The sequence below is a fragment of the Mesorhizobium sp. WSM4848 genome, assembly GCF_055811375.1.
In genome coordinates this window covers 38294-59153 of sequence record NZ_JBVVPX010000028.1, presented here as the reverse complement: position 1 = coordinate 59153, position 20860 = coordinate 38294, and the positions used below count along the sequence as shown (strand labels likewise).

24 protein-coding genes are annotated in these 20860 nt (G+C 62.2%); 15 read left to right on the top strand and 9 right to left on the bottom strand.

The window, feature by feature from the left end; translation table 11 throughout:
* The first annotated feature begins 132 nt into the window (after positions 1 to 132).
* Together AC0L16_RS23205 and AC0L16_RS23200 are read left to right on the top strand one after the other, a co-directional pair.
* Entirely contained in the window at positions 133 to 939 is an 807-nt protein-coding gene (locus AC0L16_RS23205; protein WP_473623495.1) for a class I SAM-dependent methyltransferase, read from the top strand.
* 140 nt (positions 940 to 1079) lie between these two features.
* Positions 1080 to 1385 carry a hypothetical protein gene (locus AC0L16_RS23200; RefSeq protein WP_023799134.1) on the top strand — a complete coding sequence of 102 codons (306 nt, stop codon included), beginning with the start codon at positions 1080 to 1082 and terminating at the stop codon, positions 1383 to 1385.
* 69 nt (positions 1386 to 1454) lie between these two features.
* Here AC0L16_RS23200 and AC0L16_RS23195 read toward each other — a convergent pair whose 3' ends face one another.
* A complete protein-coding gene (locus AC0L16_RS23195; protein WP_473623494.1) occupies positions 1455 to 1793 on the bottom strand; it encodes a hypothetical protein in 339 nt (112 codons plus the stop codon).
* Between the two features lie 175 nt (positions 1794 to 1968).
* Between AC0L16_RS23195 and AC0L16_RS23190 the strand changes: the two genes are divergently transcribed.
* Positions 1969 to 4116: an alpha/beta fold hydrolase gene (locus AC0L16_RS23190; protein WP_473623493.1), complete on the top strand. Its 2148-nt coding sequence runs from the start codon at positions 1969 to 1971 to the stop codon at positions 4114 to 4116.
* 115 nt (positions 4117 to 4231) lie between these two features.
* Here the strand turns inward: AC0L16_RS23190 and AC0L16_RS23185 are convergent, their stop codons facing one another.
* The gene (locus AC0L16_RS23185; protein WP_473623491.1) at positions 4232 to 5086 is read right to left on the bottom strand and encodes an aldo/keto reductase; all 855 of its coding nucleotides are present in this window, start codon (positions 5084 to 5086) and stop codon (positions 4232 to 4234) included.
* A gap of 558 nt (positions 5087 to 5644) precedes the next feature.
* Here AC0L16_RS23185 and AC0L16_RS23180 point away from each other — a divergent pair.
* On the top strand, positions 5645 to 6895 hold the full coding sequence (locus AC0L16_RS23180) for a PQQ-dependent sugar dehydrogenase (RefSeq protein WP_473623490.1): 1251 nt from the start codon (positions 5645 to 5647) through the stop codon (positions 6893 to 6895).
* Positions 6885 to 7286 carry a c-type cytochrome gene (locus AC0L16_RS23175; protein ID WP_473623489.1) on the top strand — a complete coding sequence of 134 codons (402 nt, stop codon included), beginning with the start codon at positions 6885 to 6887 and terminating at the stop codon, positions 7284 to 7286. The genes AC0L16_RS23180 and AC0L16_RS23175 overlap by 11 nt, the downstream gene beginning before the upstream one ends.
* A gap of 45 nt (positions 7287 to 7331) precedes the next feature.
* Here AC0L16_RS23175 and AC0L16_RS23170 read toward each other — a convergent pair whose 3' ends face one another.
* The 3 genes from AC0L16_RS23170 to AC0L16_RS23160 all read right to left on the bottom strand — a co-directional run bounded on the left by AC0L16_RS23170 (position 7332) and on the right by AC0L16_RS23160 (position 9713).
* Positions 7332 to 7724, bottom strand: coding sequence for a VOC family protein (locus AC0L16_RS23170; protein WP_473623487.1), 393 nt, complete (start codon positions 7722 to 7724; stop codon positions 7332 to 7334).
* A gap of 87 nt (positions 7725 to 7811) precedes the next feature.
* Complete coding sequence (locus AC0L16_RS23165) at positions 7812 to 8426, bottom strand: histidine phosphatase family protein (protein WP_473623486.1); 615 nt, start codon at positions 8424 to 8426, stop codon at positions 7812 to 7814.
* Positions 8427 to 8474: 48 nt separating this feature from the next.
* Complete coding sequence (locus AC0L16_RS23160) at positions 8475 to 9713, bottom strand: MFS transporter (protein ID WP_473623485.1); 1239 nt, start codon at positions 9711 to 9713, stop codon at positions 8475 to 8477.
* 468 nt (positions 9714 to 10181) lie between these two features.
* Here AC0L16_RS23160 and AC0L16_RS23155 point away from each other — a divergent pair, with 468 nt between their 5' ends.
* The 4 genes from AC0L16_RS23155 (at position 10182) to AC0L16_RS23140 (ending at position 12547) form a co-directional block, all read left to right on the top strand.
* The gene (locus AC0L16_RS23155; RefSeq protein ID WP_473623483.1) at positions 10182 to 10817 is read left to right on the top strand and encodes an ankyrin repeat domain-containing protein; all 636 of its coding nucleotides are present in this window, start codon (positions 10182 to 10184) and stop codon (positions 10815 to 10817) included.
* A gap of 124 nt (positions 10818 to 10941) precedes the next feature.
* Complete coding sequence (locus AC0L16_RS23150; protein WP_473623481.1) at positions 10942 to 11331, top strand: ArsR/SmtB family transcription factor; 390 nt, start codon at positions 10942 to 10944, stop codon at positions 11329 to 11331.
* Positions 11328 to 11861 (top strand): SRPBCC family protein, encoded by a 534-nt coding sequence (locus AC0L16_RS23145; protein WP_473623479.1) that lies wholly within the window; start codon positions 11328 to 11330, stop codon positions 11859 to 11861. The genes AC0L16_RS23150 and AC0L16_RS23145 overlap by 4 nt, the downstream gene beginning before the upstream one ends.
* A gap of 110 nt (positions 11862 to 11971) precedes the next feature.
* Positions 11972 to 12547: a dihydrofolate reductase family protein gene (locus tag AC0L16_RS23140; RefSeq protein WP_473623477.1), complete on the top strand. Its 576-nt coding sequence runs from the start codon at positions 11972 to 11974 to the stop codon at positions 12545 to 12547.
* Positions 12548 to 12555: 8 nt separating this feature from the next.
* Here the strand turns inward: AC0L16_RS23140 and AC0L16_RS23135 are convergent, their stop codons facing one another.
* The 4 genes from AC0L16_RS23135 to AC0L16_RS23120 form a co-directional block, all read right to left on the bottom strand.
* Positions 12556 to 13356 (bottom strand): class I SAM-dependent methyltransferase, encoded by an 801-nt coding sequence (locus AC0L16_RS23135; protein ID WP_473623476.1) that lies wholly within the window; start codon positions 13354 to 13356, stop codon positions 12556 to 12558.
* A 139-nt stretch (positions 13357 to 13495) separates the two neighbouring features.
* Complete coding sequence (locus AC0L16_RS23130; protein ID WP_473623475.1) at positions 13496 to 13861, bottom strand: DUF930 domain-containing protein; 366 nt, start codon at positions 13859 to 13861, stop codon at positions 13496 to 13498.
* Between the two features lie 126 nt (positions 13862 to 13987).
* Complete coding sequence (locus AC0L16_RS23125; protein WP_473623473.1) at positions 13988 to 14476, bottom strand: hypothetical protein; 489 nt, start codon at positions 14474 to 14476, stop codon at positions 13988 to 13990.
* Between the two features lie 145 nt (positions 14477 to 14621).
* Entirely contained in the window at positions 14622 to 15371 is a 750-nt protein-coding gene (locus AC0L16_RS23120; RefSeq protein ID WP_473623472.1) for a glucose 1-dehydrogenase, read from the bottom strand.
* Positions 15372 to 15546: 175 nt separating this feature from the next.
* On the opposite strand from AC0L16_RS23120, the gene AC0L16_RS23115 reads away from it, so the two are divergent.
* From AC0L16_RS23115 to AC0L16_RS23090, 6 genes are all read left to right on the top strand, one after another.
* Entirely contained in the window at positions 15547 to 16998 is a 1452-nt protein-coding gene (locus AC0L16_RS23115; RefSeq protein WP_473623471.1) for an FAD-binding oxidoreductase, read from the top strand.
* An 11-nt stretch (positions 16999 to 17009) separates the two neighbouring features.
* The gene (locus AC0L16_RS23110) at positions 17010 to 17741 is read left to right on the top strand and encodes a FadR/GntR family transcriptional regulator (RefSeq protein WP_473623470.1); all 732 of its coding nucleotides are present in this window, start codon (positions 17010 to 17012) and stop codon (positions 17739 to 17741) included.
* Positions 17742 to 17743: 2 nt separating this feature from the next.
* Positions 17744 to 18181 carry a VOC family protein gene (locus tag AC0L16_RS23105; RefSeq protein WP_473623469.1) on the top strand — a complete coding sequence of 146 codons (438 nt, stop codon included), beginning with the start codon at positions 17744 to 17746 and terminating at the stop codon, positions 18179 to 18181.
* 67 nt (positions 18182 to 18248) lie between these two features.
* On the top strand, positions 18249 to 19295 hold the full coding sequence (locus AC0L16_RS23100) for an ABC transporter substrate-binding protein (protein WP_473623468.1): 1047 nt from the start codon (positions 18249 to 18251) through the stop codon (positions 19293 to 19295).
* Positions 19295 to 20071 carry an ABC transporter ATP-binding protein gene (locus AC0L16_RS23095; RefSeq protein WP_473623467.1) on the top strand — a complete coding sequence of 259 codons (777 nt, stop codon included), beginning with the start codon at positions 19295 to 19297 and terminating at the stop codon, positions 20069 to 20071. Before AC0L16_RS23100 ends, AC0L16_RS23095 begins: the two co-directional genes overlap by 1 nt.
* On the top strand, positions 20068 to 20826 hold the full coding sequence (locus AC0L16_RS23090; RefSeq protein WP_473623466.1) for an ABC transporter permease: 759 nt from the start codon (positions 20068 to 20070) through the stop codon (positions 20824 to 20826). The genes AC0L16_RS23095 and AC0L16_RS23090 overlap by 4 nt, the downstream gene beginning before the upstream one ends.
* The last annotated feature ends 34 nt before the right edge of the window (positions 20827 to 20860 follow it).

Sequence of the window (20860 nt, the reverse complement as noted above, 5' to 3'; positions counted from 1 at the left end):
TTCGGGCGAGCGTGCGCGTGTCGGCATCCGAGTACGATTTCGGGCAGACATTCCTGGCCCCTGTTCCCGCGAGCGCGGCGGGCGTATTCTCCCGGTCCGACGGGTCGAAAATCATCAGGGGAGGAGATTGCGATGGCTGAGGCAACGCGCCACGACGCCTGGCAGGCCGGGGATAGCTACGACCTCTATATGGGGCGATGGAGCCGTCAGATCGCTCCACCGTTCCTGGATTGGCTCGATCCGGCGGAGGGTCTGGACTGGCTGGAGGTAGGCTGCGGAACGGGAGCGCTGTCCGCAGCCATCCTGGCCCGTTGCAATCCCAGCAGCCTGGTGTCCATAGACCCGTCGGAGGGTTTTCTCGCCAAGGCGCGGGCAAACGTGCCGGACAAGCGTGTCGCGTTTCTCGCAGGCGATGCGCAGGCCCTGGCAGTCGAATCGGGCAGCAAGGACATGGTCGTGTCGGCGCTTGTCCTCAACTTCGTCCCCGACAGGCAAAAGGCGCTCGCCGAGATGCGGCGGGTGGCCCGCCCTGGAGCGACGATTGGATTCTATGTGTGGGATTATCCTGGTGGCGGCGTGGAATTCATGCGGGCCTTCTGGACCGCTGCGACGGCACTTGACCCCGGTGCTGTCGACCTTACCGAGGACAGGCGCTTTCCGTTCTGCACTCAAGACGGATTGACCGATCTCGCGGAGAAGGCGGGCCTGGGCTCCATCGACTCCACCCGGATTGAAATGCCGGCCGTGTTCAGGGACTTTGAAGACTATTGGCATCCCTTCACCTTGGGTGCGGGGCCGGCGCCCGGCTATTGCATGAGCCTCGACCCCGCAGCTCGCCAGAGATTGATGGAGAGGCTCCGCGATAGTTTGCCGCGCGGCGAGGGCGGGTCCATTCCCCTGAAAACGAGAGCCTGGGCAGTCAAGGCGAAGGTTCGCTGACGACCGCGAGCCCACGTCGCGCCAGACCGGCGGGCCGGCGACCATAGACTGTTTGGCGCAAAGTTCGGGTTGACCGGCCTTGTGCGCGAAGCGACTATTCGTCCGGACAGCCGAGATGCAGATTGCGCGAGGAGATTACGATGGACGAGCCCGATCGGTGGCGTCACATGTCGAGCGCGCCAAGGGATGGCAGCCGAATCCTTGTCACGGTTCGGCCGTCTGAACAGGGGCCGGCGGAAGTCGACCTGGCTTACTGGTCTCGAGCCGACCAGTTCGGCAGCGAAGGCTGGCGCGCTTCCGACTCGTCGCCCGGACGCGTGGTTGAATACGCCGAGCCCGAGCTGAAATGCTGGATGCCGCTGCCGACAGCCAATCTGAGCAAGGGTTCATTGCCGAGTCCCTGGGATGAAGAAGATGTCCCGCTGCTGGATGGGTCGGGGATATGAGGCTGAGCGCGAAGGGGAGTTTCCACCGTAAAAAGGCCATTGGGATCGAGCCTAAACCCGATGTCGTGCTCACCGGCGCCAGAACGAGTTGCTTATCTCTGCTTCGATCTGCGCCAGCCTCAAGCCAATATCGTCGGTCAACTTAAGTGCATTTTTCATAGCGATGCGTGGTTTGAATGGATGCAGTCGCCGGAAAAAATCACGCCCAAGTCGCGCGATCCGCGCGCATGCGCGGATCGCGGTGGTCCGGAAATCGAACGAGCGGATCGTTGATACCCGGCAGGCCCGCTGCTTCTCGAGATAATGCGTAAGGGCAATATCGGGGCGTAACGGGCCGCCGCGCGGCTGCTCAGTTTGACCGGGATCAATATGCCAGATGGGCCATTCGGACGAACTCGGGCGTAGCATAGTGTCCTCCTGAAATAAGGGCTGCTCGTCCGGACAATCTCCACCACGGCCGTGAGAGGCGCGTTGGAGCCAGCGTGAAGGATTCGTGAAAACGCCAGGCCGATGAAAATGACGGTTGAATTAGCGGCAACTACAGGAAAGGATCGCAACCAAAGTTGCGGCTGTGGCGGATCCGATGGCGCACCCTCATCTCTGTCTGCTAGGCGGTTTCGACTTCGCCGGAGGCGGTGCGGCGGCCCCGGTTTTCAGCCGCAAGGCGCGCGCCATGATGGCTTATCTCGCGCTGCAGTCCGGACACTCCAAGTCACGCGAGAAGCTCGCCGCGCTGTTGTGGGGCGGCAACAGCGAGGCCCAGGCGCGGATGAACCTCCGGCAGGCCCTGTCCGCCATAAAGAAAGCGATGGACGCATCCGACGGCGGAAGGTTCCTGACGGACGGCCATAGCATCACCCTCGATCTCGATAATCTCGATTTCGATGTCGCGCGGTTCCAGGCGCTGGCCGCCAACTCGGCGCCTGAAGATCTCGAACAGGCGCTTGTCGTCTATCGCGGCGACCTGCTCGACGGCTTCGGCCTGAAGGAGGAGCCGTTCGAGGATTGGCTGCGGGTCGAGCGCGAGCGCCTGAGGGCGATGGCCGTCGCGGCACTGGACAAGCTCGTCGCGCATTACTGCACTACGAACGATCCTGCCTCATGCGTGCGCTCGGCAACGCGCCTGCTCGCCATGGAGCCGCTGAGGGAGGATATCCACCGCGCCCTGATGCGAGCCTACGCGGTCCAGGGCCGGCTCAATCTCGCGCTGAGGCAATATGAAAATTGCCGCGGTGCGCTGCAGCGGGACCTCAACCTGCAGCCCGAGCCGGAAACCCGACATCTCTATGAAGACCTGCGGACGCGCCGCATGACGCCGCAAGCCGCCTCCCGGATAGCCGCCTCGGCGTCGCCTTCCCAGACGCCGCCACCGTCGCCAGCCCGAACCGGCGAGCGGCCGGCGTTTGAGGCCGAGCCGAGGCGCCCCGCGACCCACTATGTCAAATCGGCCGGGATCAACATCGCCTATCAAGTGACCGGCGACGGGCCAATCGACCTGATCCATGTGCCTGGGTGGGTCTCCAACCTCGACCTTGCCTGGTCGTCGCCGAGATTGGCGCATGTGCTCCAGCGCCTCGGCGGTTTCTCGCGCCTGATCCGCATGGACAAGCGCGGCACGGGGCTGTCCGACCGCAATGTCGGTTTGCCGACGCTGGAGGAGCGGATGGAGGACGTGCGGGCGGTGCTGGACGCGGTCGGCTCGAAGCGCACGGTTCTGTTCGGCAGCTCCGAGGGCGGCCCCATGTGCATGTTGTTCGCGGCGACCTATCCCGAGCGGACAGCGGCCCTTGTGCTCAACGGAGCCTACGCCAGCGGCAGATGGTCGAAGGATTACCCTTGGGCGAAAACAGGCGAGCAGGTGGAAGAAGACCTGGCCATCGTCGAGAGAGAGTGGGGAGAGCCGGCGGACATGAGCAATGCCGCGCCCAGCCTGATGAATGACAGTTTCGAGAGGGAATGGTTCGCCGCATATCTGAGGAATTCAGCCTCTCCAGCCGACGCGATCGCGCTCTGGCGCTGGGGCACCGAAATCGATGTTCGCGCCCTTCTCCCAGCCATTCACGTCCCGACACTGATCGTGCAGACGGCGGGCGACCGCTGGGTAAAACCGGAAGAGGGGCGCTACCTGGCAACGCATATCGAAGGCGCCAAATACATCGAGCTTGCCGGCCGTGATCACGTAATCTGGGGCGAGAATTCCGATCGCCTCGTCGACGAGATCCAGACCTTCGTCACCGGCGCCTTGCCGGCAGCGCCGGGCGAAGGGATTCTGGTGTCGGTGCTGTCCCTGGAGATAGCCGGCCCCCCTTCTGGTCTCGGTGCAGATCTGATCGAGCGATACGCCGAAGAGATCCGCGGCCAACTGCTCGCTGCCGAAGGCAGACAGATCAGGCGCTCCGCAAGCGGATTTTTCGCAGTGTTCCAACGGCCGACGCGATCGATCCAGTGCGCGATCGCGATCCGTCATCGCCTGACGCAATCCGGTCTCGATGTCCGCTCGGCAGTCCATACCGGCGAATGCCAGGAGCGCGGCGATGATTTCACTGGCATCGCGATCGAGCTGTCATCGCGGCTGCTCGATCGTGCGCGGCCGGGTGAGATCATCGCGTCGCGGACGGTGCGCGATCTCGTAGTCGGCTCCGGCCTGATATTCGAAGAGCATGGCGAGCTGGAAGCGAGCGGGCTGCCCGGCAGCCTGCAGCTTTTTTCCGTCAGCAAACCCGGTGTCTGACGTTAGCCGGCAAAAATCCGGCGGGCAGGTTTCGGCAGTCGGGCAGCCGGCCGTTGCGAGGCTGGCTACCCGTTACGCCATCCGCCTTCGCTGATCTGGCCGAGTCCGTCGCTCGTCAGAACAGGAATGCAGCCGTGGCCGGGTTCGCGCCCGTACGGCCGTCTGATGAATCCATGCCTCGAATGAGCTCGAGGTCCTTTGAATCCAGCTCGAAATCGAAGACGTCGAAATTGGCGGCAATCCGATCCTGATGGATCGACTTAGGAATGACGATCAGCCCTTCCTGAAGATGCCACCGGATGATCACCTGCGCCACGGACTTGCGGTGTTTTCCGGCGATCTTTTCGAGGGTCGGGTCGCTCAACAGCCGGCCGCTGCCCAGCGGGCTCCAGCTTTCGGTCCGGATGTTGTGCGTGCTGTGAAATTCTCTGGCATGGCGCTGTTGAAACCGGGGATGGAGCTCGATCTGGTTGACTGAGGGTGTGATACCAGTCTCGCCGATGATCCGCTCCAGATGGTCCTGGTTGAAATTTGAAACGCCAATCGACTTGATCCGGCCGGATTGCCTGAGTTCGATCAGCGTCTTCCACGCCTCGACATATTTGCCCTGGCTGGGCACTGGCCAGTGGATCAGGAAGAGGTCGATCTGCTCGATGCCGAGCTTGTTCATCGTCTCGTCGAAAGCCCGCAGGGCGGCGTCACGCTGATGCGCGCCGTTGCGCAGTTTCGAGGTGATGAACAGCTCGCTCCTCGGCACGCCAGCCGTGCGGATCGCCTGCCCGACGCCTTCCTCGTTCTGGTAGCCTTCGGCGGTGTCGATCAATCTGTAGCCGGTCCGGATCCCCCAACTCACGACTTGGGCCGTAATGACTGGATCGACCTGCCAGACGCCAAGGCCGATCTGGGGAATGGCTGAGCCATCATTCAATGTGATCTGCTCAGCTTTAGTCAGGGTAATTTGTTCAGGCATGCTCAGGTCCTTCTGCATCGCTCCGCCCCGGCGCAGTGCTTATCTAGGCGCGGCGTCCGCCAATGCGAGTCGACAGGCGGAGGCAAGTCCGGCCCGGGCAGCCAGGATCGCAACGGCTAGTGAAAGGATGATGGCAAGTGAGATCCGGGCGAAGCGATGTATTCTTGCCCCTCTGGCGGGCCGTTCTCGAGCGATCTGTCATACCCTGGATGCCATTTTTCACCGGACGTCCGAAGGCAACTTTACATGGCCATATTGGAGCAGATTCGGTCTGTTGCTCCAGCTCGGCGCCCGCCCGGTCAGCCGATAAGAGGACTGGTCGAAAGCCCCGGCCAGCTTGCCGTTCATTGTTGGTACCCGGCGCGCCAACATGTTATGCTGTGGCGGCAATCACTGCAGTCCCAGGTGACTGTCTGGGGATTGAGTTAGGCAACGCTTTCGGTCGTTAAGTCCCGACCGGAAGATTGTGCTCGGCGCTGGAAATTTAAAAAGCAACCGCCCGCAACGTTGTATCTGACTGCCACAGATGCCGCGAAGCTGGCCACGTGGGAGGATATCGTGATCAAGAAACTGGCTTTCGTTTTGTCATGCGCTGCCGCCTTTTGCGTCACGTCCGCATTTGCGCAGGACAAAAATCTCGAGAAACTTGGCGGCTTCAAGACGACCGGCACACCGATGATGGAGCCGATCCCGCAGACCGGGGAAAACGCCGAAGCCCTCAAAGCCATTGCAGCGAAGGTCAAAGTCCCGGATGGCTTCAAGGTCAGTCTCTACGCCATCGTTCCCGACGCGCGTCATATGGCGATAGGACCGCAGGGCGTGGTGACCTTCGTCGGTACCCGCAAAGAGCTGGTCTATTCCATGACCGACCGCGACAAGGATCGCGTCGCCGACGACGTGAAGGTCTTTGCGCCTTCAATCAAAATGACAGTCCCGAACGGCGTTTGTTTCTCCAGAGATGGCCACCTCTATCTTGCCGAGCAGAACCGCGTATTGTGGTTCCCGGCCGCCGAGTTTTTTTATGAAGGTCCCGATGTCGCGGCTTTCGCCATCGTGAAGCAGGGCGAATTGATACCCGCATCCGACGAGAGCTACAATCACACGGCCCGAACCTGCCGCGTCGGGCCCGATAACCGCATCTATATTACCATCGGCCAGCCGTTCAATGTGCCAGCGCCAGAATTGCTCCCGGAATTCGAGAAACTCGGCATCGGCGGCATCATAAGCATGAAGCAGGACGGTACCGACCGCAAAATTTATGCGCGCGGAATGCGCAATCCCCTCGGCCTGGATTTCAACCCAAAGGACAAGACACTTTGGGTGAACGACAATCAGGTAGACGGCATGGGCGACACCATCCCCCCGGGTGAAATGAACCGCGTTAGCGGACCGGACCAGAATTTTGGCTTCCCCTGGTATGGCGGCGGCAAGACCCGTACGGTTGAGTACAAGGACGCCACAGTGCCCGAAGGCGTGATCTTCCCAGAGGTCGAGCAGGACGCGCACGCGGCCGATCTCGGGCTGTCGTTCTATACCGGCAAGCAGTTCCCCGAAAAATACCGGGGTGGCATCTTCTCGACCCAGCACGGTTCCTGGAACCGCGTGGAGCCGGTGGGCGCTCGGATCATGTTCACCTCGCTCAAGGCGGACGGCACGGCGGACAAAACTGAAGTATTCGCCGACGGCTGGCTGAACGAGAATGGCGAGTATCTCGGCCGTCCTGTCGATGTTCAGATGTTCAAAGACGGTTCGCTGCTGGTGTCCGATGATTTAGCTGGGGCCGTCTGGCGGATTTCGTATGGCGATTAAGCGACTAGCCAGGCGGCGGACTTCTTCTGCTGCCTGGCTCATTTCCCTATGGATACAGGAGTTCGGGGTGCGGGGTTTGATCGTAAGTCTGGCTGCGCTCTTTGCCTGTTCGTCTCTTGCGCAGGCTGGAGGTGATGCCGCTGCGGGTAAAAAAATCATGCTGAAGTGCCAGGTTTGCCATGGCAAGGACGGCATCGCCAAGCTGCCCGAGGCGCCGAACATAGCAGGGCAAAAGGAGGCTTATCTTGTCAAGGCGCTGATGGCCTTCAAGGCAGGCGAGCGCAAGAACGAGCAGATGACTGTCGTGACCAAGGGCTTGAGCGGTGAGGATATAGCTGATGTCGCCGCCTATTATTCATCGATCAAGATCACCGTTCAGGTTCCGCCATGAGACCAGCTCGCAGAACGTCCGCCGCCTGGCTACGCCACCGAGCGATCACGGGTTCCATCCGCCGCTGCCGTACTGACGGGTGATGATCTCGAGAAGATGACCGTTCGGGTCCTCGAAATAGACGCCGCGGCCGCCGTCGTGGCGATTGATCGCGCCCAACTGCGTCCGGCCAGGATCGGCCCAGTACGGCAGATCCCGTTCACGAATCCTGGCGAAGATCTCGTCGAACTCGGCTTCGCTGACCAGGAAGGCGTAATGCTGCGGCCTGATTTCGCCTGATGTATCCATGTAGTCGAGGTTGGCACCGTTTTCGGTCGTAACCATCTGGAAAGGTCCCCAGCGCCTCGCGGCTGGAAGGCCAAGCATGTCCGCCAGGAATTTTGCCGACGCCTCGCTGTCGCGGGCCGGCAGTATGGTGTGGTTGAAATCGATAGCCATGCCATCACTCCCTTTGATCTCTCCTCGCACGTCGTTGTTCCACGACTGAAGCGATGCTGCACCAGATGGGGTCGAAGGCCGTGATACTCAAGCCGGCGTGGCAACCTGCCCGATGACCTGCACGGGCTCAGCTTCATGAACACGGACGATGATCATTTCGCCGCTCTCCGGCACCTCGCCGGTCAAACCGGTGATGTTGACCTGATGCGTGACAAGCACGGCGGGTCCGCCGAAACGCTGCCCGCGAAGCCAGGCCAAAAGGGCAGCGGTGCGCACTTCTGCGGCCGAACTGTCGCCAAAGAACGAATTGAGCAGCTCAAGAGGCACGACGTCGCCGATCCCGAGCAGGCGAGCAGTATCCAGGCAGCGACACCACTGGCTCGAATAGACGGCTGCCGACGAGATGCCATTCGCACGGAACAGGTTTCCGATCGCGCGGGCCTGCGCACGACCTTGTTCAGACAGATTCCGCTGGGTGCTGCAATCACCGAGCCTGAAGCCAGGCGGATCGCCGGTGCCTGGGGCCGCGGCATGGCGCAGCAGCGCAATGGCTTCTCTGGATCGCAGGGCTTCCCAGAGTGGCCCGGAGGCTTGGGCTGTGCCGAAGGCAGCCGCTCCGAGCGACAGGACAAGAAATCGCCGACGTCCAATTCGCATCTTGCTTCTTACCTTATCCGATTGGCATTTCGCGCCGACCAGCACTTCATTAAGTACCGTTATAGATGTTGGTGTCGACGATTTCAGGACCGATCAGGAGCTGGAAAGTTTCCAGCCGCGAGACAGGCCCCTCGTAAGCCTCCGCGACACCCTCCACATCAGCAAGGCGGCGGCCAGGCTGTAGACGCCCATCAAGGCCAGTTGCAGCGAGTAGTCGACGCCGGCGTCGATCAGGTATCCGGTGATGCCGGGGCCCATCGCTGAGGCCAGAACCATCACGGACACCACAACCGAGCGGATCGCGCCGAGATGCGCGGTGCCGTAGATCTCCGGCCACATGGCGCCCTCCAGGGTCGAGGAGAAGCCGTAGCTGATGCCAAGCAGCGCCATGACGACGAAGATGGCGAAAGGCGCCGTCAGATAGGCAGCCGCGAAGCATGCCAGCGCCAGCGGCAGAAGGAATAGAGGCAGCAGCTGGACCGCCGAGAAGCGGTCGATAAGCCACCCGGCCAGAAGCGCAAAACCGATCGTCGTGGCGGACAGGACGGCAAAGCCGCTGGCGAAGGGTTGCAGCGGCCAGCCCCGGAGCTCGGTTAGATAGACCTGGTGAAAGAAGATGGTCGTGCCGACGAAGGCGGGAGCCAGGACCCCCAGGCAGATGGCGTAGAAGGTCGGATCGCGCAGGACTTCCGCCCGCGTCCAGTGCTTCACTGCGCGTTGCGCCCTCGGCTGGGCCTCGCTCTGCGGATTGCGTTCCTTCCAGACCATCGCACAAACCAGAGGCAAGGCCACGACCAGGATGAAGGCTGCGCAGACGAACCAGCTTCCCCGCCAGCCGACGAGGCCGGCGACGAGGACAAACAGGAAAGGCAGCAGAGCGCCGCCGACATGAAAGCCAAGCGTGACGACCGAGACGGCGCGGCCCCGGTTCGCGGCGAACCAGCGGCCTGTTGCCGTCAGAGCCGTCTGGGTCATCATGCCCTGGCCAAAAAGGCGCAACAAATAGAGCGCAAGGAGCAGCGTTGGCAGCGACCCGGCGAACCCCATCGCAATGGTCGCGCAGGCAAGCATGAGCATCGTCGCGATCGCCATGGTCACTGTCGAATACCGGTCCAGCGGCCGACCCAAGAACGGTAGGGTCGCCGCACTGAGAAGCGTTGCCAGCATGTAAAGCCCGCCGAACTCGCCATGACTCAACCCGAACGTCTCGCGGATACCGCCGTTCGACAAGGCGATGAAGAAGGTCTGCCCGAAGGACGAGACGAGGGTCAGCAAAAAGGCGCCGGTGAGCCAGCGGACATTGTTGACGACGAATGCACTGAAGGACTGCATGATCTGTCTCGATAGAGTGCGCGCTTACGGTTCGTTCTCTATCGGCCTCCGCTGCCGGAGGATATCGGCCAGTTCCGCTTTGATCAGAGGCCTGGCTTCAGTCCGAGCGGTCCAACTACCATGCCGATACCAACCAGCCAGTCCGACTTCGGTGTCCTCGCCACTCTGCTTGCGAGTGAAGTCAGTCGGACGCCGTGGCGCTCTTAAGTCAGGCAGTCACAGGCATCATGCGACGAACGGACGAGATATCAGGAGAATGTGAAGCGCTGATCCCGATGCCACTTCGGGTCATAAGCCGACATCGCTCCCGCTTTTAACCCCAACGCGCTGGGACCCTTCCCCTCTCGGATTGTATTTGCGGACACCGTCGAATGAGTAAGGCTTTTCGGCGGAAGCCGGTCATCCGGTGGATGTCGGCCGAACCGGAACAATGGTATCCTGCGGGGAGTATTCGGGGAGGCGACTGCATTGACCGAGAGCTTGGAAGCCGCAGAGGCGAGAGGTTGGTCGAATCTGCTGCTCGCGGCAGAAAGCGGCGATGCGGGGGCCGTTCGCGCGGAATTGGCGGCCGGCGCCAATATCAACGAGGCGGACGGCGGCGGCTGGTCAGCCCTTCATCTCGCAGCCCTCAATGCCCGCACTGCGGCGGTCGAGGCGTTGATCAAACACCCAGCAATCGATGTGAATTCCAGAAACAAATGGAAGAGCACGCCTTTGAGCCTTGCTTCGGCCAAGGGCCACTACGCCTCCATTTTAGCCCTCGTGAAACATCCGGAAATAGAGATCGATGCAAGAGCCGACTACTACGGCAGAACGGCCCTTATTGAAGCAGCAAAGAACGGGCATCTGGATGTCGTCAAGTTGCTTGTCGAGAATGGCGCCGACGTGAATCTGACGGACAAGACCGGAAGAAACAACGCGCTTATCGAGGCTATCAAGGGACGGCACTACGAGGTCGCGGGATACCTGCTTGATTCCCGGAAAATGAATTTTCTCAACAAGGATATGAGACTGAACGCCCTGATCTGGGCTGGAAGCTGCCATAACCCTCAACTCATCGAAAAGCTGGAAGTCTCGATTCATAGTTTCTTCGAAGGCAAGTGAAGGTCCCGCTTCCGCCGCAGTGGACCATGTCCGTGGTCTTGCGCTGGCCGAATGTCCTCGATCGCCGCAAGATCATTCAACCAAACGGTTGACTATCTGAAGGCGCACGTCTATATTCAACTACATGGTTGAATTAGAGACACCCCAGATCGACGCGGTTTTTCACGCCCTTGGCGACGCCACCCGCCGGAGGATGCTTCGCGACCTCGCCGGCGGCGAGCGAACGGTAAGCCAGCTGGCGGAACCCTTCGCCATGTCGCTGGCGGCGGCCTCCAAGCACATCAAGACGCTGGAGAATGCCGGGCTTATTCGTCGAGAGGTGAGGGGCCGCACGCATCTTTGCAGCCTCGAACCCGGACCGCTGGCCAGCGCCCATCAATGGCTGGGCTTCTACGAGCGCTTCTGGACCAGCCGTCTCGACGTTCTCGAACGTCTCCTTCGCGAGGACGACGTACGCAATGCCCGGGATGATCCCAAGAAATCGCCCAACTCAAAAGAAGGAGACGACCGATGAACCAGATGAAAACCATCGAAGCCTATGGCGAGCTGACCGAGCCGGCGACGTTCACCATCCAGCGGCTTTTGCCTGGCCCTATCGAGCGGGTCTGGGCCTATCTCACCGAGAGTGACCTGCGTCGGCAGTGGATGGCCGCGGGCCAGATGGAAATGAAGGCCGGCACCTCGTTCGAGTTCATCTGGCGTAACGACGAGCTGACCGACCCGCCCGGCCAGCGCCCTGCAGGCTTCCCCGAAGAGCATCGGATGGAGGGCCGGATCACCGAGCTCGATCCGCCTTACAATCTCGCCATCACCTGGGGAAACACCGGCGGCGTTTCCTTCTTGCTGGAGCCGAAAGGCAACGATGTGCTGCTCACCGTCGTCCATCGCCGGCTGCCGGAACGCGCAATCCAGCTCAACGTCACCGCCGGCTGGCACATGCACCTCGACATGCTGGCTGCTCGCCTCGCGGGCAAGACGCCGACATCCTTCTGGGATGGCTGGAGCCGCCTGCGGGAAGAGTACGACCGCCGCCTGCCGGCCTGACAAGAAGTCACCGCCCAGCCTCCACCGGCATCGGCCCTTGGAGGCTCGCACACCAGCAACGAACCGACGATGAAACGTGCTTGCATTTCGCAAGCCCGATGGAGGAAGTCATGCGCAAATTGATCACCGGAATGAAGGTTTCCGTCGATGGGAAGATGGAGGGACCCGAGGGTTACGCCGATTGGGTTGACGCGTGGTCGGAGGAGTATGGGCTGACCCCGCAGATCGATACCTGTCTGCTCGGGAGCGTCATGTACGCCGGCTACGAGCGCTATTGGAGCGCGATCCAGAACGAGCCGGACAAGCCGCTGCCGATGACCGGCAAATTGCCGACGCCGGCGGAGCTCGAATGGGCCCGCTTTGCCGAACAGACGCCGCATTATGTGCTGTCGAACACAATGATTTCGGCGGCCTGGCCAAAGACGCGCTTCATGCGGAGCCTCGAAGACATTGCTGCCCTCAAGCAGCAGCCGGGCAAGGATATCTATCTCATGGGCGGTGCGCGAATGACCGCGAGCCTTATCGATGCCGGGCTGGTGGATGAACTGCGGCTGATCGTCTATCCGCTGCTCGTCGGCGAAGGGAAGGCGCTGTTCGGTACGGCGAAAATTCGTCGTGGGCTCGAACTGCGGAAGGTTGAGCGGCTTTCGGACGGACGCCTCGGGCTGGTTTACGGAATCGCCTAGCGTTACCGTCAGACAACGATACCCCGGCAGGCCCAGGCGACATTCGCAAAGGACCTCGGACCGTCGGGCCGGCCAGCCTCATAGGCGTCGCGCATGGCGTCGTCAGTGCGCACCCGTTCTTCTGGATCGAGCGTGGCCACATATTTGCCAAGCGGCCCTTCGCCGGCGGCAATCGGCGCCCAGTAATCGTCGAAGTTTTGATAGTCCATGCGGATCATCAGCTGCGTTTCCGTGACGTCCCGGAGACCCTGCTCGACAAAAGTCCGTTTCATTTCGCCCGGCTCCATCATCGGCTGGGTGCAGTAGCGGGCGCGCAGCTGGCGCCCGCTGTCGCTGAGCACCGCCACCGTGTCCACCATCATGCGCATCCCCGGCATGCCGCCGAGATGGTCCCATACGGTCGCCGCGACGACGCCGCCCGGCCGCACGACGCGGCGCATCTCGGCGACTGCCTTGTCGGCTTCGGGCACGAAATGGAGCACGAGCAGCGCCAGCGCGCGGTCGAACCCGCCGTCATCAAAGGGCAGGGCGCAGGCATCCGCCTGCCGGATTTTTATCCGCGGATCGGTGTTGCGCCGGATTGCCTCCTCGACGAAAACGGCCGAATAGTCGATCGCGGCGACCTCGCGGAGATCGGCGGCCTTGACGAGGGCGAAGGTCAGGCTGCCGGTACCGCAACCGACGTCGAGGATCTTTTCGCCGTCGGCAAGACCCGCGAAGTCGATGAACAAAGGCGCGAGTCTTTGGCTCCAGCGGCCCATGAGCTGCTCGTAGCCGGCCGCATGGTGAACATTGAAACTTGACGTCATCGAAGCCTCCCTGGGCATATGCTAGACCCCGGCGTGATGGTTGCCAAGGCGGGCAGGCATTTCGTCCACGTTTTGGGGCCGCCGCTGGCGGAAAGCCGCTGTTGGCAGATGCGGGATCAGTTCGATCAGTCTTGGCTTCTTATTGGGCAGGCAGTCCGCGGCGCTTCCATTCGCTGCGCGGCACCGGATCTCCGACACGGAAGGCGAACGACATCACTTTCGTCGCGTCCGCATCGACCTCACAACGAAAGCTCAGATCGTACCACTGCCCGTTGGCGGGAAACGGCGAACTGGCGACATTCATGACCATGCCCGCCTTCAGCCGATACTCAAGCAAGCTGTCCGGGAAATAGGGGGGCGAGGCGTGCACCAACTGCTGGGCGAGTTCCGTGGCGCAGAGCTTACCGATCCGCACGGCGCGCGGCACATTTCTCATGGCGGTTGTCGCGATTGGATCACCGGTTGCAGTTTGCGAGAACAATCTCTTCGCTTCTTCAAGCTTCAAGGGCTTTCGCATTTTGGCTGCTGGCTTGGGCTTAGGCGGCTCGGATGCGCCAGGCTGCGGCGCCTGGCCTTTCCCCTCGACCGCAGCCACGCCCGGTGGCTGCGCATGATCCTGTTTATTGGGATCTTACGGCGGCGCCGGTTGTTCCGAACCATCTTCCACGCTGTTGCCGTCTAGAGACTTGCGAGGACCGGCGTCCTTCTCACCGAATTGGAAGACAGGTCTTTGAAGGCCGGCTTCACGGCTCGCCGGCATCTCGACCTTTGCTTCCGGGGGCTTTTCGGGCTTGGGCGCTTTCGCAGGAGGCGGAGGTTCGACCTTGGCTTTCTCCGATGGTTTGGGCGGCGGCACCAGCTCCACCCCGATGGCCTGCTCCTTCTGCGGCTGCGAGGGCGATACCGGCAGCGCGGATAAAAGAAGCGCGGCAGCGAGCAAATGCAGGACAACAGAGGCAGGCAAAGCCCACCTGAATACCCGGCGCTGATCCCGTATGTCGTCCTTCATCGTAACCGGTGTGTGGAATGAAATATCGGCGGCATCAAGCATCCATGCGGCCAAACCTCGAAATAGCGCGCTGCGAAATCGAACCGTCGGTGGCTGCAGAACGGCGCTCATTCAAACGCGTGGCGTCGGCCTCATGCGCGCATGGGATTGGGCCACGGCAGCAGATTCAGCAGCTCGTCGTTTCACCGGCCAGCAGGCACGCCCTGCCTGCACAGTTGTCGCCCGGCTGAAATTTTCCTGAAAGGCACTTCGCCGATCATAGGGAGACCGATAGCCCACCGTCAACGGCCAGTACATGGCCGTTGACGTAGGCGGCAGCGTCGGAGGCGAGAAACACCACGGCTCCGCCGAGTTCCTCAGGCTGGGCCCAGCGGCCCGCCGGGGTTCGTGTCTCGACCCATTTGGTGAAGGCCTCGTCGCTCATAAGTGGGGTGTTGAGCTCGGTGGCGAAATAGCCGGGGGCGATCGCGTTGACGGTGATGCCGTGACGGCCCAGCTCAGCGGCAGTGGAGCGTGTCAGCCCGTGCAGGCCCGCCTTTGCCGCCACATAGGCGTGAATGGTTGGACGGCCAAGGATCGCTGCAACCGATCCGGTGTTTATTATGCGTCCGAACTTGTTTGGCAGCATCAGGCGCACCGCGTCGCGCATCAGGCGGAAGCAAGCCGAAAGATTGACGGCAATCACATGGTCGAAATCCTCGTCCTGCCATTCGACCAACGGACTTCGATGCTGGATGCCGGCGTTGTTGACCAGAATATCGAGGCGGCCGTGGCGTTTGACGATTCCTTCAAGCGACGCCCTTGCGATCGCCGCGTCGGTGACATCGAACGGCAGCTCTTCGGCACCGATCCTTTCGGCCGCCGCGGAGAGGGCGGCCGGATCGCGGGCATTGACGATCACCGTCGCGCCGTTTTCCGCAAGTGCCTTGGCCATGGCGAAGCCGAGACCACGCGAAGCACCCGTGACCAACGCGACACGGCCGTTGAGCGAGAACAATTCCGACATTGATATCCCCTAGGAAAAGGGCGGGAGTTTCCTCCCGCCCAATAGCGCTATTTGGCGATGCAGGTATCCGCGGTCTCCGGAGTGCAAATGTCAAGGCCGGTGTAGGTCGGGTCGGCCGGTGGACCGAAGAGAATGGGACTTGTTAAGTTGTAGGATGACCGTATGATTGGACCCCATGGTCACGGCTCACCCATCTCAACGCGAAGCTTCCGGCGCAATTGTTGAGCTGCCTACGCAGTTGGCCGGTGATGCGCTGATAGACGGACGGTCGCCACTGGCAGAGCGCTACCTCATCGATTGGGGCCGCGACAGGTGCGGAAGTGCCCGCTTCATCGTGCGTCCAGGATCCGTGGAAGACGTCCAGGCGTTTGTGAGATGGTGCTCGCAGAGCGGTGTCGCCATCGTCGTGCAAGGTGGCAATACCGGACTTGCCGGTGGCGCCATTCCCGACAGTTCGGACTATGCAGTACTGTCGCTTGAGCGTCTCAATCGCATACGCTGCGTCGATCCGCTCGACTTCACGCTGCAAGCGGATGCCGGGGCCGTGCTGCAGGACGTCAAGAACGCCGCTGAAGCATCCGACATGACCTTCCCTCTCGCGCTTGGTGCGCAAGGATCGTGCACGATCGGCGGCAATGTCGCGACCAATGCCGGCGGCATCAATGTGCTGCGCTACGGCATGACGCGTGACCTGGTGCTCGGGCTTGAGACGGTCTTGCCGGACGGGACCCTGTGGAGCGGCATGAACGGGCTGCGCAAGGACAATCGCGGCTACAGCCTGAAGCAATTGATGATCGGCTCGGAAGGAACGCTCGGAATCGTCACCGGCGTCGAGGTAAGGCTCTCGCCTCGGCCGACGCAGGTCGAGACCGCCTATGTCGGACTGGGCAGTTTTCGCCAGGCGTGCGAACTTTTCCGGATGGCGAGGCATCTCTGCTCCGACCTTCTCAGCGCGTTTGAGGTCATCGGCGAGGAGTGCCTGCCGCTGGCCCATCTCATCGATCCGAACCTGCGCTCACCGTTGACGCAAGAATGTCCGGTTCATGCGATCGTCGAACTCGCCTGTGGGCCAGGGATAGACGCCGGCGGACTTCTTGAAACGATGCTGGCGCGCGCCCTTGAGACCGACCTGATCAGGGACGGCGTCGTCGCGCAAAGCCGCTCCCAGGCCGCCGCATTCTGGGCCATCCGTGAGGGGCTGGTCGAGGGGCAGGCGCGGCGTGGCTTTCATGTCCGCACCGACCTCTCGGTTCGCCTCAGCGAGGTGCCGAAGCTGATTGAGCAAGCACGCGCGTGTATCGTGCGCGAGTGGCCAGGCTGGACATCCCTGACCTATGGTCACGCGGGCGACGGGAACATCCATTTCAACGTGCTGCCTCCCATCGATTGCGAGCCCGGCGAAGCGAGGGCCGTAGGGCAGGCGATTTTGACCCGACTCTATGAGCTGGTCGGCGCGCTCGGCGGCTCGTTCAGTGCCGAGCATGGCGTGGGTCGCAGCCGCAGTCACGTGTTCTGGGCCGGCCTGTCGCAACGCGAACGGCAGCTTCATACCGCGATCAAGGCAGCCTTTGATCCGGCAGGCCTGTTCAATCCGACATGTCTCATGCCTGGTCCAGGCGATTTATAGGGGAAAGCCGCATGAAGCAGCGTTCATCCATCATCGGCAGCGTGGAGGCGCTTCCGCATCGCGTCGCTTCGCATCTGAGCCGCGAGATCGAAGGCGGCGACATCATCCCGGGAGCCCGGCTTCCCACCGAAAGCCAGCTCGCCGACAAGTTCGGCGTCAGCCGGAATGTTGTCAGGGAAGCGATCGCGCAGCTTCGCGCCGATGGCATGATCGAGGCGCGTCAGGGGGTGGGCGCATTCGTCATGGCGCCGGAACAGCGGACAGCTATCCGGATCGACCGTGAAGCACTGAAAGACCAGCGCAACATGGAGCAGCTGTTCGAGCTGCGCAGCATCCTGGAGACCGAATCCGCCACACTCGCCGCAGCGCGCTGTACATCCGATGATCTTGACGCGATCAAGGCTGCGCTGGACCGCATGGGCGGCGAGGAGCGCTGGGAGGATGGCAGCATCGAGGCCGATCTGCTTTTCCATCGGGCGATCGCCCGGGCCACCGGCAATAGCTACATCCACACCTTCATTTCCTTCGTCTGCGAGCAGATCCGCCAGTCGATCCATTATGCCCGCCTCACCAATCCGCTGCACGACCTGGTCGAGGTCAACGTCGCCGAGCACGTGCGAATCTACGACGCACTCGCCGTGCATGATTCGCAGGCTGCCGGCGAGGCGATGCGCCGGCACATTGATGGCGCGGCATCGCGCGTAGGCGTCGAACTCACCGCGAAGACCAATCGAGGCAAATGACCATGGCGCTCGGCCAGACCAAGGCAATCACCGATATCTGCCTGCTTGTCGAGGATATCGACCGTACCATCGACTTCTACACCCAGAAACTCGGCTACCGGATCAGACGCCGCGCCGAGGGCTTTGTCGATTTTCACTCCGAGCGGGTGACGCTCGCCGCATGGCAACTGGATCACATCAATCGCCACTGCGGCGTCTCGAATGTCCGCTCTCCGAAGCAGGCGCACAAGGCATGTGTCGCCATGGAACTCGAAAGCGCCGGCGAGGTCGACCGGCTCTATGCCGAGCTGTCGGATAAGGGAGTGCCGTTCGTCGGGCCGCCCGGCGACTATGTCTGGAACGCGCGCTGCGCTTACTTCCACGATCCGGACGGGACGCTGTGGGAACTCTACGCCTGGACCGGCGCGGGACCGGGCGACTATCACGACACGCAAGTGTGATCCGATCGCGACGGCCTCGCAAGAAGGGCCGCGCCGCATGCAACCAATCCAACAAAGGAGCAAGAAGATGAGTGGGAACACATCGCAGTGGAATCGCAGATCGATCCTGAAGGCAGGCGCCGCCGGCCTGGTGGCTTTCGGGCCGGGACTTCAGCTGTTTGGCGCCAGCGCCTCGGCAGCCGCCAAGCTCGTCGTCCAGTATGACTGGCTGATGTCGAACGGCCAGATCGGCGACGTCGCAGCCGTCGCCAATGGCTACTTCAAAGAGGCCGGGCTCGAAGTCGAGTTCAGCCCCGGCGGACCGAACGCCGCCACCGTGCCGCCGGTGGTGTCCGGTGCCGCCCAGCTCGGCCAATTCTCGGAATCGCCTCAACTCTATGCCGCGCGGGCGAGCGGCGTCCCGGTGAAGATCATCGCCTGCGGCTATCGCACCGGGCCTTATGCGCTGACGTCGAAACCGGCGAAGCCGATCCGTTCGGCGGCGGACCTGAAGGGGATGCGGATCGGCACGCAGCCGACCGCGCGCTTCGCCATCGACGCGATGCTCGCGAAGAACAAGATCGACCCTTCCGAGGTCACCATCGTCAATGTCGGGTTCGACAAGGCGCCGCTGGTTCGTGGCGACGTCGATGCGATCGGCGGCTGGATCACCAACACGCAGGCGCTCAGCGTCGTCGGTGACGACCGCATCGATCTTTTGTTGTCGGAGCTCGGCCTGGCGTCCTATGCCAATGTCTATTTCGCGACCGACAGCGCCATCGAATCCGATTCCGAAACCCTGGCGAAATTCATCGGCGCGGTCGCCAAGGGATGGGGCTGGGTCCACGCCAATCCCGAGCAGGCGGTCGACAAGCTCGTCGCGGCCTATCCCGAGATCGACGCAGGCTGGGAAAAGAAGACGATCCCCCTGGTGCTGAAACTGTCGTTCGACGACAACACGAAAAAGGATGGATGGGGCACGTTCGATCCTGCCTCGATCGAGAGCCAGATCGCGCTGCTTGACCAGATTGGCCAATACCCGAACGGCAGGCCGAAGGCCGAGGACGTCTATACGACTGAGATTCTCGAACTCAGTGCGGCTGAACGGCCGAAGCTCGGCGCGCCCACCTCCTGATGGCCGCGCCGGCCATCGAGACCTCCGGGCTCGACGTCGGCTATCCCGGCCGGCGCTCGCCAGTGACGGTGATCTCCGGTCTCGAACTGACAGTCGAGGCCGGGACGTTCCTGTCGATCCTCGGGCCTTCGGGCTGCGGAAAGTCGACGTTTCTGCGGGTTGTCGCCGATCTTTTGGCGCCGCTCGCGGGCACGATACGCGTGATGGGCGAAACGCCGTCGGCGGTGCGCTGCGGCCGAGGCGTGGGTTTTGTCTTCCAGGACTCGACCCTTTTGCCCTGGCGCACGGCGCGCGAGAATGTACGGCTGCCGATTCAGGTGGGCCGCCGCAGCCTGTCGCGCATGATAGACGACCGGGCCGACGAACTGCTCGAACTCGTCGGCCTGTCGGCGCTCAGTGAGCGCCTGCCGCATCAGCTCTCCGGCGGACAACGCCAAAGGCTGGCGATCGCCCGGGCGCTGATTGGCGAGCCACGCCTGCTTCTGATGGATGAGCCGTTTGGCGCGCTTGACGAGATCACCCGCGATCGCCTCAACGACGAACTGCTGAACCTTTGGCGGCGGACCGGAACGACAGTGCTGTTCGTCACGCATTCCATTGCCGAAGCCGTCTATCTCGGGCAGCGCGTGATCGTGCTTGCAGCGCACCCCGGACGGATCGTCGCCGACCACGATCTTCGTCCACTGAAGGGGCCGGACAACAGATGCTCGCGCGAGGATCCGGCGATCGTCGCGGCAATGGCCAGGATGCGCTCCGCTCTTGGAGCGGCGTCGTGAACCGGGGCCTGCTTTCGCCGTTCGCACAGACCGTGCTGCCGATCCTCGGCGCCGGTTCGCTTATTCTCGCATGGCAGGTCCTGCTGCCGCTCGCCGGCGTGCCTGCCTACATCGTTCCGACGCCGACCGCGATAGCAGGAGTGTTTGCCAGGAACGGATCGCTTCTCCTGTCGAACCTCTGGCCGACCGCCATCGAGGCGCTCTCCGGCTTCGTGCTCGGCAACCTCGCCGCAGTGCTGCTGGCGGTCGTCTTCGTGCACAGCCGTACGCTTCAGGCTGCCTATTTTCCGGTCGTGCTGTTCTTCAATACGATCCCGGTGCTTGCGCTGGCCCCGGTCGTCATCCTCATCTTCGGCCTTGGCATGCTGCCCAAGATCGTGATCGCGGCAGTGATCTGTTTCTTCCCAACGCTCATCAACATGATCCGGGGTCTGGAATCGGCGAGCGCCAGCGAGCACGAGCTCTTCCGCGTGCTCTCGGCGACGCGTTGGGAGGTGTTCTGGCGGCTGCGCCTGCCACGTGCGCTGCCAATGCTTTTCGCTTCGCTGCGGATCGCCTCGGCTACTGCGGTGATCGGCGCGATCGTTGGCGAATGGATCGGCTCCGACAAAGGTCTCGGCGCGCTGATCATCCAGGCGACCTTCAACTATCAGTCCGACCGGCTCTACGCCGCCATCGTGCTCTCATCGCTGTTGTCGATCGGGTTCTTCACTACGGTCGTTGCCGCTGAGCGGTGGTCGGTTCGATACCGTTGACCGGCTGGCTCCCAGGGATGGCCGCTTGGCGTCG